This is a genomic window from Arthrobacter sp. TmtSoilC48 (assembly GCF_059739425.1).
The window spans coordinates 1,246,741-1,261,549 of record NZ_AP046049.1 but is presented as its reverse complement, the minus strand read 5'-3'; the positions used below and the strand labels follow the sequence as shown (position 1 = coordinate 1,261,549).

General features: G+C 61.2%; 15 protein-coding genes. 5 read left to right on the top strand and 10 right to left on the bottom strand.

All coding sequences use genetic code 11. The annotated features are described in order from the left end of the window. The first annotated feature begins 96 nt into the window (after nucleotides 1-96). From AC6I97_RS06070 to AC6I97_RS06055, 4 genes are all read left to right on the top strand, one after another. Complete coding sequence (locus AC6I97_RS06070) at nucleotides 97-1,491, top strand: SLC13 family permease (RefSeq protein ID WP_497944390.1); 1,395 nt, start codon at nucleotides 97-99, stop codon at nucleotides 1,489-1,491. A 40-nt stretch (nucleotides 1,492-1,531) separates the two neighbouring features. Further along, nucleotides 1,532-2,761 carry a CaiB/BaiF CoA transferase family protein gene (locus tag AC6I97_RS06065; RefSeq protein WP_497944389.1) on the top strand — a complete coding sequence of 410 codons (1,230 nt, stop codon included), beginning with the start codon at nucleotides 1,532-1,534 and terminating at the stop codon, nucleotides 2,759-2,761. Then, nucleotides 2,758-3,606, top strand: coding sequence for an enoyl-CoA hydratase/isomerase family protein (locus AC6I97_RS06060; protein WP_497944388.1), 849 nt, complete (start codon nucleotides 2,758-2,760; stop codon nucleotides 3,604-3,606). The genes AC6I97_RS06065 and AC6I97_RS06060 overlap by 4 nt, the downstream gene beginning before the upstream one ends. A gap of 88 nt (nucleotides 3,607-3,694) precedes the next feature. Next, nucleotides 3,695-4,276 (top strand): AAA family ATPase, encoded by a 582-nt coding sequence (locus AC6I97_RS06055; RefSeq protein WP_497944387.1) that lies wholly within the window; start codon nucleotides 3,695-3,697, stop codon nucleotides 4,274-4,276. A gap of 123 nt (nucleotides 4,277-4,399) precedes the next feature. On the opposite strand, the gene AC6I97_RS06050 is transcribed toward AC6I97_RS06055, so the two are convergent. Both AC6I97_RS06050 and AC6I97_RS06045 read right to left on the bottom strand, forming a co-directional pair. Next, nucleotides 4,400-4,762, bottom strand: coding sequence for a hypothetical protein (locus AC6I97_RS06050; RefSeq protein WP_497944386.1), 363 nt, complete (start codon nucleotides 4,760-4,762; stop codon nucleotides 4,400-4,402). A 415-nt stretch (nucleotides 4,763-5,177) separates the two neighbouring features. Next, entirely contained in the window at nucleotides 5,178-5,876 is a 699-nt protein-coding gene (locus AC6I97_RS06045) for a hypothetical protein (protein WP_497944385.1), read from the bottom strand. Between the two features lie 363 nt (nucleotides 5,877-6,239). Between AC6I97_RS06045 and ggt the strand changes: the two genes are divergently transcribed. Continuing rightward, entirely contained in the window at nucleotides 6,240-8,081 is a 1,842-nt protein-coding gene (ggt, locus tag AC6I97_RS06040) for a gamma-glutamyltransferase (RefSeq protein WP_497944384.1), read from the top strand. A 12-nt stretch (nucleotides 8,082-8,093) separates the two neighbouring features. Here ggt and AC6I97_RS06035 read toward each other — a convergent pair whose 3' ends face one another. The 8 genes from AC6I97_RS06035 to mpaM are packed head-to-tail and all read right to left on the bottom strand — an operon-like array spanning nucleotide 8,094 to nucleotide 14,788. Next, nucleotides 8,094-8,708, bottom strand: a complete 615-nt coding sequence (locus tag AC6I97_RS06035) for an NUDIX hydrolase (protein ID WP_497944383.1) — start codon at nucleotides 8,706-8,708, stop codon at nucleotides 8,094-8,096. Next, nucleotides 8,705-8,890, bottom strand: coding sequence for a hypothetical protein (locus AC6I97_RS06030; RefSeq protein ID WP_224165391.1), 186 nt, complete (start codon nucleotides 8,888-8,890; stop codon nucleotides 8,705-8,707). Before AC6I97_RS06030 ends, AC6I97_RS06035 begins: the two co-directional genes overlap by 4 nt. A 28-nt stretch (nucleotides 8,891-8,918) precedes the next feature. Beyond that, nucleotides 8,919-9,608 (bottom strand): hypothetical protein, encoded by a 690-nt coding sequence (locus AC6I97_RS06025; protein WP_497944382.1) that lies wholly within the window; start codon nucleotides 9,606-9,608, stop codon nucleotides 8,919-8,921. Next, nucleotides 9,609-10,358 (bottom strand): hypothetical protein, encoded by a 750-nt coding sequence (locus tag AC6I97_RS06020; protein WP_497944381.1) that lies wholly within the window; start codon nucleotides 10,356-10,358, stop codon nucleotides 9,609-9,611. Then, nucleotides 10,355-11,065, bottom strand: coding sequence for an ABC transporter ATP-binding protein (locus AC6I97_RS06015; RefSeq protein ID WP_497944380.1), 711 nt, complete (start codon nucleotides 11,063-11,065; stop codon nucleotides 10,355-10,357). Before AC6I97_RS06015 ends, AC6I97_RS06020 begins: the two co-directional genes overlap by 4 nt. Beyond that, nucleotides 11,062-12,744, bottom strand: a complete 1,683-nt coding sequence (gene mpaP, locus AC6I97_RS06010) for a daptide biosynthesis intramembrane metalloprotease (RefSeq protein WP_497944379.1) — start codon at nucleotides 12,742-12,744, stop codon at nucleotides 11,062-11,064. The genes AC6I97_RS06015 and mpaP overlap by 4 nt, the downstream gene beginning before the upstream one ends. Next, the gene (locus AC6I97_RS06005) at nucleotides 12,741-13,973 is read right to left on the bottom strand and encodes a YcaO-like family protein (RefSeq protein WP_497944378.1); all 1,233 of its coding nucleotides are present in this window, start codon (nucleotides 13,971-13,973) and stop codon (nucleotides 12,741-12,743) included. Before AC6I97_RS06005 ends, mpaP begins: the two co-directional genes overlap by 4 nt. Continuing rightward, nucleotides 13,970-14,788, bottom strand: coding sequence for a daptide-type RiPP biosynthesis methyltransferase (gene mpaM, locus AC6I97_RS06000; RefSeq protein ID WP_497944377.1), 819 nt, complete (start codon nucleotides 14,786-14,788; stop codon nucleotides 13,970-13,972). The genes AC6I97_RS06005 and mpaM overlap by 4 nt, the downstream gene beginning before the upstream one ends. Nucleotides 14,789-14,809 lie beyond the last annotated feature (21 nt).

Below are 14,809 nucleotides of genomic sequence, written 5' to 3'. Positions count from 1 at the left end.
CCGCTCACTTTCTTATGACCTACGGTACAGGCGATTTCCCAAAATGAACCAATGGTTCATCCAGTGAACCGACGATGTTTGATTGGAGAACGGGTCTTGGAACAACAAATAGCTGCCCTCGCCATCTTTGTAGGCGTCTTTGTCCTGGCGACCCTGCGCAAAGTGCACATTGGCGTGCTCATGTTCGCAGCGGCCGCGGGCGTTGGCATTTGGATGGCTGGAATGACCATCGACAAAGTGGTGGCGGGGTTCCCCATCGGGATCCTCGTCCTGCTGGTAGGAGTCACGTATTTCTTCTCGATCGCCCAGGCCAACGGAACGATCGACCGCATCATCGAGCTGGCCATCACCAAAGTGGGTGACCGGGCTTTCTTTCTTCCCATCGCCTTTTTCGCGCTCACCATCGGCATATCGGCCATGGGCTCCCCCTTGGCAGGCCTGGTCATGGCACCCATTGGCATGCCGCTTGCCAAACGCTATGGCATCGACCGCATGCTGATGGGGATCGCCATTGGGTCCGGTTTGAGCGCAGGCGGCTTCGCCCCCACCAGCTTGTTCGGCATTGTCACGTACGGCACAGCCCGTGCGGCTGGGATTGACCTTGATCCCCTGGTCCTGTTCAGCGTCGCACTGGGAACCAATCTCCTTCTGCTGGCCGCCGCTTACGTCATGTTCGGTGGGTTCAGGCTTCTCAACACGCGTACCGCTGACGGTTTCGGCACCCAGCTGCCATCCTTCAGCGCAAGCCGCCCGACGCCGTCGCACCCCTTTGAGCGCGAAGGCAACATTGCCCGAGGGAAGCAAGCAGCCGTCCAGGTCCTTGACGCGGCCGCGGCGACGGAGGTACCGGCGTCGGAAGTACCGGCGTCGGCCTCAAAGCTCAACCGCAACCAAATCATCACAGTGCTGTGCATGGCAGGGCTGGTTGTCACCGTCATCCTCATGTCGGTCCTGGGCTCAAATCCGGACATCGGCGTTCTCTGCTTCGCATTCGCCTCGGTCCTCACCCTTTGCGATCCGCAATCCGGCAAATCGGCAGTGGCCAAGATCGACTGGTCCACGGTGTTGCTGGTTGGTGGGATCATCACGTTCGTCGGAGTCCTTCAGACCATGGGAGCCGTCGCGATGCTCGGCGAAGCAGCGGGCGCCGTCGGGACTCCCCTGCTGGCCGCACTGGTGATCTGCGGGATCGGCGGACTCATCTCCGCGTTCGCCTCCACCACCGGAATGCTCGCGGCGCTGGTTCCCCTGGCCCTTCCGCTCGTGGCTTCCGGAGACATTGCCGGGTGGGCGGTCATCGCCGCGCTGGGCGTGTGTTCATCGATCGTGGACGTCTCACCGTTCTCGACCGTCGGCGCCACCTTCGTGGCCACGGTAAATGCAGACGAGCGGCCCCGTGTCACCAGGCTCCTTACCCGTTGGGGCCTGTCCATGGTGGTGGTCGGACCACTCCTGCTGGTCGGCGCCTTGGTGATTCCATCCAGCCTCTAGCTTCCTTTGCACACTCTTCTACGCACGAAAGGTGCCCACCATGCTCAAACCACTCCGCGGAATCACCGTGGTCGATCTCAGCCGAGCCCTCGCGGGACCCTACTGCACCGCACTCCTGGCCGACATGGGCGCCAGGATCATCAAGGTCGAAAGCATCAACGGCGGCGATACCGCCCGTCAATGGCCCCCCTTCCAGGATGGCCACAGCCTGTACTTCGATTCCGTGAACCGGAACAAGACCTCGGTTTGCGTTGATTTCTACTCAGCAGAGGGACGCGACATCCTCTCCACGCTGATAGCCGGAGCCGACGTCCTGGTGGAGAACTTCAAGCCCGGCACCCTGGCGAAAATGGGGTTCGCCGCTTCGCGGTTGGAAGAACTCAATCCCGGGCTTGTAGTGGGATCCGTCACCGGGTTCGGCAACACCGGGCCCCTTAAAGACGACGCCGGCCTGGATCAAGTCATCCAAGGGATGTCCGGGCTGATGTCGGTCACCGGGCCGGGTCACGGTGAAACCTACCGCGTGGGAATACCGATCGTGGACATCACCTCCGGAATGGTGTGCGCGTTTGGGATCCTCGCAGCGCTGCTCGGAGTCCGCAATGGTGAGCGCGTTGGCAAAGTGTCCACGTCCCTTCTGGAGACGGCGCTGAACCTGTCCGCCTTCCAGGGACAGCAGGCGCTCAGCCTTAAGGAAGCGCCCACAGCGCAGGGCAACAACCATCCCGTCATCGCCCCCTACGGCAAGTTTTCCACCGCCACCGAATCCATCAACATCGCTGTGGGCAGCGACAAACAGTGGAAGGCATTCTGTAGCCTGCTGGATATTCCCAAGGCTGTACAGGATCCCCGGTTTATCACAGGGGCGGACCGCTCGGCCAACAGGCAGCAGCTTAGCGAACTCATTGAGGCGTCCTTGGTGGCCAAACCGGCAGACGAATGGGTGGCGCTGATCAGCCAGGCGGGAATCCCCTGCGGCCCCATCTACGACTACACGCGGGCCCTGGCCTCCGAACAGGTCGCCGCGCTGGGCCTTGTCCAGAACAGCCAGCGGCGGGACGGCTCTGAGCTGCCCCTCCTACGCGGACCGCTGAGCCTGGACGGGGAACCCAGCGAAATCCTGTCGCCCCCGCCGCTGCTTGGCGAACACACCACCGAAGTACTCATGGAGCTGGGAATGACCTACGACGACGTCACGCGGCTTGAGCGCGAGGGCCGCGTTCTATGCGGGCCTGCCTCGGCTCCGGCCAAGATTGGAGCACGGCGATGAGCACAGTTTCCCAAGCTGCCCGTGTTTCCGCGGGCCGTGTTTCATATGCCAGCCGTGTGGGCCGCATAGCGGTTTCCGTGGCTGATGGCATCGCTACCGTGGAAATCTGCAACGCTGCCCAGCGCAATGCCCTAACCAAGGCAATGTGCCTGGAAATCCAGGAGCTGATGCCCCGGCTCGATACCGATCCCGACATTGCCGTGGTGGCACTGCGCGGTGCGGGCGACACTTTCTGCGCGGGCGCTTCCATCAGGGAACTCTCGTCAGTGCTGTTGGACCCCCAGCCGGACGGGTCCATTGTTGACCATCTCAGCCTGGCCGATCACGCCATTGCCTCGCTTTCCAAGCCCACTGTCGCCTTGGTGGATGGCGCCTGCATGGGCGGAGGATGGCAGATCGCCTCGGCGTGCGACTTCATCATCGCCAACCAGCGCGCCGTCTTCGGGCTGACTCCGGCCAAGATCGGCATCATCTACCCACGCCCGGGCATTGAACGGCTGGTCCGGCTGGTGGGGCACGCCAACGCCAAATACATCCTCCTTACCGGGCAAACATTCACTGCAGACCAAGCCCAAGCGCTGGGTTTGGTGGCCGACGTCGTTCCTTCCGCATCCTTTGAGCAACAGTGCGAGGCGCTTCTCGGGTCGCTGCGGAACCGTTCGCGCTTCTCGATGCATTCCATGAAGCGGTTGGTGGACCTGGATGCCTCGGACGGGCAAACGGACATCGATCAGGAGTGGGCCGCCGCCTGGTCCGCCATGCCTGACAGCCCTGACATGGAGATCGGCATCAGCGCCTTCCTGAATCGGGAGCAACCCCGGTTTACTTGGCGGCCCTTTGGGTAAACGGTTCTTGACTGGGAAGTGATCTATGCCTCAAACAGGGCACACCACCGGCCTCCCCTCCGTTGGAAGAGAGACGACGGGAGGCCCCATGCTCATTGTTCTGACAGGAATAGACGGCTCAGGAAAGACGACGGCGGCCCGCGCCTTGGTGGACTCGGCTCGCGCTGAGGGGCACAACGCGCTGCTGCTTAGCAACCATGCTGCACGCAGACGGATGTCGCTCGTTGCGGAGCGATTTGGGTGGAAGTTGCCGCCACGCGGTGCCGATTTGGTAGAGACGTGCATCCGCGTGGTCAACGTCCTTGTTTCGCATGCCCGAGCCCTGCGGTTCGACGGCTTGGTGGTCATGGACAGGCACCTGCACTGCCAACTGGCCCTGCGCCTCGCGGCTGGATTGAGGCGGGGCTGGTTCCTCCCGTGGCTGCAGGAAAAGCTCCCGGCCCCGGACCTCGTAGTCCACTTCGAGGTTGACCCGCGGTGTGCCCACCAACGGATCAGGGCACGCGGCACTGATCATGAAGAGTTGGCAGACCTGGAAGCGTTCCGAACTGCTTACGGCTCCCTGCCCGAGTTCGACGACTTCATGCGGGTTGACGCCAACGGAACGCCAGAGGACACGCTCGCCCAGCTGAACCAGGTGATCTCCGGGAAGGAAACCGTCCGGGTTTGAACCCAACTGAGTCGCATTAGAGCGCGTTTAGAGCCGTCAAAACGCGCTCAGCTGCGACTCAGTTGGGCGGACGCCGGCGATTAGTCGCGGTTTCGTCGCGGCTCCAGGGAACATTCCAGCGCTTTATTCTCCTGAGCTTGGCGTTGGCCACTTCCACCGGCCATCAGCCGTAATCTCGTAGGACACTTGGCCGAACAGAAGGTCACTGGTGCCCGCAGGGTCGCCGCCGTGGGCCCGGTATTTCGCCTTGCTCTCTGCGCCACGTCGTTTGAGGAATCGCAAGAGCCACCACACTGACGCGGCCGCGCAGAGCAACGGAATAATGACCAGCGGCCATTGCCGCACACCAGCCCAGTGCAGGATGAACAAAGGGACCGTATAACCAAGGCCGCCCAAGACCACCACCTGAAACCCGACCCAGAACCGAAGTTCACCGTTCGACGGCCGGTTGTCAATGTCGAAGCGGTAGTCATCCAGTGATTTCACGCTGTCTTTTCTATCAGATCGCGTCGGCGGCTCCGATGGGTCGTTCACGTGGAACCCTCGAGGCCGCGAGGTTCCGAGTGCAATGCCGAAGGCGGCGGTCACCAATGCCTGAATGTGGTTACACGACGGTAGTTGCGCCCCGTCCATGCGTACCCTTACGCCTGGTCGTCGTCTTGGATGACACGCTGACGAATGGCTTCCCTGTCATCCCAGAATCGTGAGCCGAGGAATACACCTACCACCGGCCCTACGAGGGACAGGATACCGACGACCACTGGGCTAGGTGTTTCTCCGTTTAAGACCAGGAGCGTCAGCCATGTGACAGACGCAAAGGTGAGCGTTGCGGCTGTCGCAATGAGGAAGATAAATGTTGGCTTTTTCAAAGGTTCTTTTTTCTTGCTACTGCGTTTGGTTATTACTTAATGAGGTCAGACGCTTGATCCAGCATGGCCTCGAGCTTAGGAAGGTCGGAGTCCGAGACGGCCGTTCCAGACGACTGGGCCAGAAGAACGACGCCGCCTTTGGCTGCGGTTAGGATCAACTGATCCTGCGCGCTTCCCGGCGCTATGGCTGATGACTTGTACGCCAGCGCTCCTGGCGTTTTCGCGGAAGTCGGCATGCTTTTTGTGCTCACTTCGACAGCCTGTCCGAGGATAGTTGCCTGTGTGGCTCCGCATGAGGCCACATTGGTGGACTTCGCAGCCATTAGCGCTTTTACCTTTTCTTCGGACACTCCAGAAACCAGGGTCAGCAACACCAGGGATTGGGCAGTCGAACTCGCCGATGCGCCGATACCAACGGTAGCCCCTTCCTCCAGCAATGCACCGCCCCCCACCGCAAACTGGGCGCATTCCGCCGGCTCAACGGTGCTGTTGGTGATAACCTCTTTCGCCTGTTTGAGGGTGTCCTGCAAGCGATCGTCCGGCATCACCAAAAGGCGTACATCATTGGAATCCCGAACATCGTCAATAATCTTGCCAAGCTCTGCTTTTGTGTAGGTCCTGAAGGGGACCTCGGCTAGCGCCGTTGGCTCGTTCGTCGGGGCTGACGTTGTACTACTGGACGCGCCTCCGCCGCCACATGCAGTAAGGCCCATGACCAGCAGAGCGGACACAGCCAAGCCACGCAGAGCGTTCTTATTCATTTGTTTCCCAAAAAGGTTCGAGTGATGTGCTGACAGGCGTCAGTCTGGACAAGAATACAAGTTAAAGAGGCATGGCCGAGAACCGGCGCTAGAACAAGACGTCCGTGGAAGTTCCCACCGGGCTGGAGCCTCCCGCGGAGCCTTTTAAACCGGCACGGAACCGTCGTCCAGATCCGAATCCGGAACTTCCCGTGCGGAAAAATGAATCGGCCGACGCGCGGCCCTTACCCTTTCCGCGTTTGGAGTTACAACCGTTGAATCTCCCCAAAGCCCCGGAGTAGGGTGGCCGGACCGTCCAACCACATCATCGTCTGGGAAAGATCTGGGAGAACCATGACACATGTGAGACGCCAACTGGCTGCGGTCACCGCAGCCCTGGCCCTGAGCGTGACTAGCGGAGCGGTGGCGGGTCCTGCCTTCGCCGATCCTCGCGAAACTGACAAAAACCCCACTGCCACCGGGTACGGCGGCGCGGTAAGCACGGTGGATCCGGAGGCTTCAGCGGCCGCCATCGAAGTCCTCCGCAAGGGCGGTAACGCTGCGGACGCGGCTGTGGCCGCAGCTGCCACGCTGGGCGTCACGGAACCGTATAGCGCAGGCATCGGAGGCGGCGGCTACTTCGTGTTCTACGACGCCAAGTCCAAGAAAGTCAGCACCATTGATGGCCGCGAAACGGCGCCGGCAACTATGCCGAACGATGCTTTCATCGATCCCGCCACCGGCAAGCCCTATCTCTTTACGACCAAGAGGCCCGAACTGCCAACCAGCGGCGTCTCTGTCGGCGTCCCCGGCACCCCGGCCACGTGGGAACGCGCACTTGAGCGTTGGGGGACGTTGAACTTGGGCGAGGCACTGAAGCCGGCAATCAAGGTAGCCAACAGAGGGTTCGTGGTAGACGAGACGTTCCGGAACCAGACTCTGGACAACAAGTTCCGTTTCAACACCTTCACCTCCACCCAGGACCTTTTCCTCCCCGGTGGCGACGCTCCCGCCGTCGGGAGTATCTTCAAGAACCCCGAACTGGCCGAGACCTACCGCCTGCTGGCAAAGCAAGGCACCAGCGCTTTCTACACGGGTCCGCTCGCAGAAGAAATTGTCTCCGCAGTAAAAGCACCGCCTAAATCCGGCGAGACTGACCTGCCCGTACCGGTCGGGTTCATGACAACGGACGATCTCGCCGGGTACAAGGCTCTCGACCAGGATCCAACGCACGTGGAGTACCGCGGCTATGACGTCTATGGAATGGCGCCATCCAGCAGCGGTGGAACCACTGTTGGCGAGTCGCTGAACATCCTGGAAAACTTCGAGCTCAAGGACATGCAGCCGGTGGACGCGCTGCACCACTATTTCGAGGCCAGCTCGTTGGCGTTCGCCGACCGTGGCGCTTATGTGGGCGATCCGGCCTTCGTTGATGTTCCCACTGATGTCCTCACAGACCCGATTTTCGGGAAGGAACGCGCCTGCAAGATTGATCCGACTGTTGCAGCTCCCAAGCCGGTTACCCCGGGAGACATAACAACGTACGACGGCGCGTGCCCGGCCGCGGCTGCACCGCTCGCCGACGAGACGGACACCGAGAACATTTCCACCACCAACCTGACGGTCGCCGACAAATGGGGAAACGTGGTGGAGTACACCCTGACCATTGAGCAAACAGGTGGATCCGGAATCGTCGTCCCGGGCCGCGGATTCCTCTTGAACAACGAGTTGACTGACTTCAGCGCCGAATACAAGGCGACTGATCCCAACAGGATCCAGCCAGGCAAACGTCCCCGTTCTTCGATGTCGCCCACCATCATCCTGCAAGACGGCAACCCGTTCCTGGCCCTCGGTTCGCCGGGCGGATCCACCATCATAACCACCGTGCTGCAGACCATCCTGAACCGCATTGACCTGGGGATGGATATCTCCGAGGCAATCGCCGCTCCGCGGGCTGCTCCTCGAAACGGTCTCACCGTGAGTTCCGAGCCAGCGTTCATTGATGCTTACGGCCCCGCGTTGGAATCATTGGGGCACGATCTGGTTCCGGCCGGTGATGCCTTCACCTCATTAGCCGAAATCGGGGCGGCAACGGCGATTGAGTTCGGCGAAGGCGGAAAGCTCACGGCTGCAGCTGAGCCGACGCGTCGTGGAGGTGGATCGGCGATGGTTTTGAAGCCAAGCAGCGGGCCGTGATTGATGTACGTACTAGCCAGGAAACAGGCCTCGGACTGTCGCATGAAGCTTGTCCAATGCAGGGCTCCCTTGGGTGCCGGCAGGTTGGGTGCCGGCAGCGAACTTCATGAGTCCGCGGCAGGCAAGTCCCGCGTCTGTCAGTTCACCGCTCAACAGGAAGTCCATCAGCTCGTCACTTGGCAATAGCCGAACGAAGCCCGCCTCGGACGCGTCCCACAAGGGGTCGTTGCCGGGGCGGGCTTCTGCTGCGATGACGAGGTGTTTGCACCTGCTTGAGTTGGCGGACCACCACTCGGATCCTGCGTAGTAGATGGCCGACGAACCATAGCCCGTTTCCTCCGCCAACTCGCGTTGGGCCGCATCTACCGGAGTTTCATTCTCGTTCAAGTAGCCCCCGGGCAGTTCAAGCAAGGTCTTCCCTGGCCCGACGCGGAACTGCTCAAACAGCACCACCTCCGTTCCGCCCTCCGTGAAGGCGAGAACCGCGGCGGAGTCCGGGCTGGCAATCACGTCCCAGGTTGAAACTGAGCCGTCAGCTTCCAGGTACGTGTCCTGGTTGATGGTGACAAAACCTTTGTACGCCCGCGTAGTCCAGAGTTTTCGCCACAATTCGTCCAAATTGCTCACTCTTGGCGGTTGGTCTTGAGTTCCCGGCAGAATCTCCACAACATCACCAACGAAGCCGCCGCGATGATGATTCCGGAAATAAGGGACCAAACAGATTCGCTGCTGCTTGAGAGGAAAATATAGACGGCGTAAGAGGCCATGGTGAGGGCGAGAAGAAGCCATACCAGCGGTTTACGATTCACAATGAGTTCCTTGATTTCTTGATGGTTATCAGGCCAAGTCACGCTTGGAGAACACGTCGCAGGCTGCCCCCAAGACGATTAACAGCGATGCAAGAGCCCCGGAGAAAGACCCCGACGGCGGTATGTGGACTGCCGCTTGATTCGCCCAGTCGGCAGCTTGGAACGGAAAGAGGTACGCCCCGGCATTGCCCAGGGGCAGGACCTGCGGAACCACCAGACTCAGCGGAACTGCGAAGAGGCTCACAAGATGGCTCCGAATGAAGGACCCGATCGCGAATCCCCAAACGGATCCCATCGCCGCCATTCCGGCGAAGGCCAGCACCACCTGTGGGCTGACCTGCCATCCTTCTGGAAATAGTGCTCCGGACAAGCCGAAGGCGGCGCCGACGATCACACCGCTCAGGAGTGCTGCAAGAACTGTTGTCAGGGCTCGGGCAATAAATGCCGGGATCCTTTGGAACAACAGGACCCGGCGGGTAAGGCACCCCGCCCGGAAGTCGGCCGTGAACGAGCAGGAGCCCATCACGCCCGCACCTGTGAGCATGAGCGACAGGCCTGCCTCTCGGAGAGGTCCTTCGGGAGAAGGACCACCCGTGGTGGGTTCCAGATTGGCTGCCACCAGGAGCGTGCCCAGTAGACCGAGAACAAGCGCGGACGCAGTCCCGGAGCCTTTCCACAGCCACGGCCGGCGAAGATCGGCAAGAAGCGCGGGCACCACCTAGAACTCCTTTCTCTGGAGCACCGCGACGAGGCAGGCGCCAGCTGCGAGTAGCCACGCCAGCGACACCAGGAACGCGGAGCCTGGTGGAAGAAGGCCCTCAAAAGGCAGGGAGGCAATGCCCGCCAAAGCGCCGGAGGGCAGCCATCGCCCTATTTCGGGCTCGTTTGCCACGACGGGCAGTTCGACGGCGAGCGGTATCAACATGGTGACGATCGTCGTCGCGTAGTAATGCCGAATAATCCAGCCCAGCGAGCAACCCCACAGGGAAGCAACAGCTGACGCGGCCACGACGCCGGGCAAGGACCGCCAGGACTCTGGGGAGAAGAGTTCTGCGCGCAATTCCGGCGTCAGGGTGAAAACGACGCTGGCTCCCCAAGCCAGAATTCCCGCCGCCAGGGTGCCAAGGCCAACCACGAGCGCAGCAGCGTACTTGACCGCCACAAGCTGCACTGACCCGGACATCACTAGGCTGTGTCGGAGCGTCCCGTAGTAGGACTCGCGTGTCACCAGGTAGCTCCCGGCAAACGTGGCCACGATCGTAATGCTGGTGGCCAGAGCCCAAAACGCTTGAATATTTTCCGTCGCGGACAGCTGATCTGCACTATCCGGCCAGCCCAGGAAGTTGGCCACGAACCAGGGCACCAAGGCGCTGAAGGCCAGGATGCCCAGAATCGAATAGCCGCTGAAGTACCTCAGTAGCTCTGCGCGTAGTCCACAGGCCCAGTTGGAGTGGGGACGCCCCGTCACCGGGCACCCTCCAGGATCTTGAAATACGCCGATTCGAGGCTGCCGCCACCAAGAACCTTCGCTTCCTCAAGGGTCCCGTGGAACAACGTCCGCTGCTTCAGGATGACGACGTCTTGGACCACTTGTTCGAGCTCCAATAGCTGGTGGCTTGAAACCAAGGCACTCCCGCCGGATTCGGCGAACCCGTGGAGAAAGCCGCGCAGCCACTGGATGCCTTCCGGGTCCAGACCGTTGGCAGGCTCGTCGAGGACAAGCAGCCGGGGGTTTCCGATGATCGCGGATGCAATCCCGAGCCGTTGTTTCATGCCCAGCGAGTAGTCCCGGACCTTCCTGTCCGCGTGGGCTGCAAGATCCACCTGGTCCAGGACCCGCTCAACGTTTTCCCTACCCACCCCTGCTGCCAACCGGCAGATCTGCAGATGGCGGCGCCCCGTTAATCCGGGCTCCACTTCCATCCCGTCCAAGTTCACTCCAACCTTGGTGGCCGGCCTCTTGAGCGAGCGATAGTCCAGTCCGAAGACCGTTGCACGACCCGACGTCGCCTTCACCAGGCCTGTCAGCCCGGCGAGCGCCGTACTCTTTCCGGCACCGTTGGGGCCGATCAATCCCACAACCCGCCCGGCACTCACATTGAACGTTAGATCGTCGACGGCAAGCTGTTGGCCCCTTCGCTTGCTGAATCCCTCGAAGCTGGCGTGGATTGTCATGAGTGCCCTTTCGTTGAGTCGTCGGGTTCGGCTTGTCCGGGCCATAACGGCGAGTGTGAAATGGCTTGCCAGAGCCACTCCGCCACATTCGTTTGACGCCCGCTGGTTACCTCCGCCCGCCCCGATGCAGGGAGGGTGGCGCTTCCTTCCAACTGGCCGACGTACGCCAACACGGGCAGGGTGGTGTCTGCGAGCGCTATCGGGACGACGGTGTCCACCGGTGCCATGGTTGACGACGGCGGGTGGTCGCCAATAATGGCCCGGCCGAGGTTTTGATGGATGATCATTCCCTGCGACTGCAAGGTGACGCTGTCGCCCGGTTCCAGCGATTGATCGGCAGCTTGGTTGGAAGTCACGATGAGCAGCTGACCATTCACATAGGTGTAGCCCGCAATGGTCATAGGACGTACAGGGATTACGACGAGAAGCGTCCCGATGGCAAGAGTTCCCAGGAGCATGATGACGGCATGCCTCCACACTGGGCTGCCATTCTGCGCGGCCATGCGGAAAAACTGAATCAAGCTTCTGCAAGCCACCACGATGAGCAGGCAGAGGACGGCAAACACCACAATGTGCCCTGCATAACCGAGCTGCAGGAAAATCGGCACGATGCGTTGGAAGCCAATGACCATGAAGCCGACACCTGCAATGGAGCTCGCCAACCCGAACCAGGGAAGCAAACCGTTACCACGAAAGGTGGCGCGCGCTCCAAGAAACCTTGAGCAAAGGACGTCGGCCAATGCCTTTATGGATTTCCGGCGAAGGTGGGGAATGTCCACAGCGGACATCAAGGCAACGTAACCGTCCAACTTGATGAACGGGAAGAGATTCAAGATGGCGACGGCCCAACAAATGACCCCATACAGCAGCGCCGCATCTTTCACCGAGGAAGCCGGTAGGAAAGCCTGCGCCGCCAGCGCAATGCTCCCTAAGCCAAGATGCACCAGGGGCCCGGCCAGGGCAATCACAACCCGCTGCTTCCGGGAGCTCAACCGCCAGCCATCGGTTACGTCGCAGAAGAATGCCGGAGATAGGTAGAACAACATGATGCCAATGCGTCGAGGCGTACCGCCAAAGTAGCTGAGGGCCATTCCATGGCCGAGTTCATGCAGCAACGTGGAGGCCAACATCGCACCTGCAACATTGACGTATACATCCAGGGCCAGTGGGCGTGCCAAGACCCGCCAAACGTCCGGCCCAGCTGCCAGGGCGCCGAGGATGCCGCCTATGAGGAGCAAGGCAACCGGCAACGCAGCTATTGGCCGCGCCATGGCAGCAACAACAGGCCGGAATATCGTCAGGAACGGCGCCGGATTGAACAAGGTGAACTGCACCGTTAACGGTGCCCGGAACTGGACCCTGCGTTCCCTCGGCGGGTGCGCACCGCCGTCGAAGATGCCGGTGTGCGTCAGCTGGCGAACGATTCCCATGACGTCGGCGGCAGTCCAAGGAGGCCCAAGGCGGTGGGCAACCTGGGCAGGATTTTTCTCGCCGTCAATTGTCCTGAGCACAGCAGCTACATCTGCTGAAACGCGAGCTTTGGGCACACTGTTCATGGCAACAATCCAAGGACCGCCATCGCGTAACGGTTGATCAATGGAGGCCGATGCGGCCAGCTGTACCGGCCACTGAGCTGGTACCGGAACCTTGGGTGGTCCGGACAGATATGGCCTTCTCATATCAGTGGGTGCGGTGTTGTGGACGAGCCGGATGGGTCACCGACAGATCCTGGGGGCATACGGACCAGTCCTTTGGTTTCATCCATCGTCAACGGAACCGCGCCTGGGCAAATCGCCTTGCCGGCTACCCAGCCGAGCTCCTGAATGGCTGCTGGGAGGCGGTGGGTGAGGCTGACCCAGTGCGACTGAATGTCACGCCTCGCCAAGTACTTCACCAGGGCATCGACGTTCGGTACGTGATTGACCGGCGGAAAGTGGGCGGGTCTGAAGGTTCGAACCCACAAATGCAGTTCAGCCAAGGCCTGCCCGGTGGTCCAGAAGTCAGCACGGGATTCGTCGTCTGTCACCTGCGATGATGAAACTGTTGAGGGCGTTCGTGCCAGGAAGAGTTCGCGGATCTGCAGGCCTTCCTGGAGGGCTCCCGCCAGTGCGACGACGGGATCGGCTGCTGCCTTGAGGCCAACGGCACCGAAGTGCCCGGGCTCCCGGGGGCCGGTGATGACGCAGACCGCTACATGCAACGGACTTTCATCGTGCGGGACAAACGCGAGGGTGGGCTCAATGCCTGCAGCGCGTGCAGCCGCCACGAGCCGCAGGAAACTCCGTGTCCCGGGCGCGTCGAGCACGTCTGCCGGCATTGCCCCAGACACAAACTTGTTGAGCGGAATCCTCTGGCGCCATGCGGAAAGGAAGGCATCCCGCTCAATGACTTCGCTGATGCCGGATACTTGCGCAAAGCGTTCTGACGGCCCGGAAGCTGCGCCGTTCGGCGAAGGGTCAAAGAAGCGGCTCCAAGGTTCGGGAGACGTGGAGGCTCCGGCGCTGTAGTCCACCACGGCAGCTGGCATGTGCGATTCCTGGCCCGTCAGCAAATCCGTTGCCCGGTACCACGGGAAGTCGAAGGCGAGGGCAGATGCGCGGCCCAACCCTGCGGTGACGAAATCGATGCGCTTGTCCGTTCCGACGCTCCCGGCAAGAAGATGTTCGACGTCAGCCGCCCCGGGCACCAACGCGAAACGCTCAACGGCCTCGCCAGCGCCCCGTGTCATGGAGGACCGCTTCTTCACGTCAAAAGCTCCGACGGCGGTTGCGAACCCTTTCCCATCCGGGCGCCCATTTGCCAGCGAAGCTACGGTGCGCCAGAGCCCAACATCGTTGGGCAGGTAGACCGTCGCCTCGGACACCAGCCCGAACGAAGGATCAAGAGTACGTACAGGATCGATGCTCACCTGCCACACACCCACAACTCGATGTCGTTCAGCCCCGGCACCGGGGTGGCGATGCGGACCGGCCGCCGTTCGAGGATAGTGAGACCCTCTGCCAGCACTTCCTCCTCGATGAGGCTGTTACTGACGAAAGCGATGTCGCTCGAATACGCGGACGATCGGTACGTACCCTCTTCATTGAAGCCGACATGGATCATGGTCACGTGTCTGGCCCCGTTCATCGGATCACGACTTTCCATGGTGATGAGGAATGCGTCCTCGCCCAGCGCCGAAACTGTCGTCCCGCCGTCGTGTCCTTCCGAGGCCTGGTGACTGTCCGCGTTGAGTACTGTCAAGAGGAAGCGGCCGTCGAGCGTCAAGCAGTCACGGACGCGTCCGAACAACTCCCTCCTGCCATGAGAATCCAGGAGCGTGATGGAACTTGCGCCGAGAACGACGCAACCGTAGCCGCCGTCGACCTCAAATCGGGACATGTCCGCTTCGACCAATTCCACCGCCACCCCGCGGGGATTGAACGCCGTGGTTGCGATTCTTTCCGCGAGTATCGCGAGCATTTCCGGCGAAGAATCGACGGCGGTCAGCGGACGTCCGAGGGCAAGGAGAGGGCGGGTGATCCGGCCCGATCCCGCAGCCAGTTCAAGAATGGGGCCGGTGGTTTTTCGTGCCGCAGCCAGGATCTCGGGAAGTTCGGTCAGGTCGCCAGCAGTGATCTGATCGTAAAGGCGTGACCCTGAAACGCTGTACAAATCCTCGGGTGGATCCATATGGCCAAGGACGCGCAGGATGGCATCGGCGGACTTGTCGGGTGGGGTATTCATCAGCTCGTGTTCTCCGGGAGT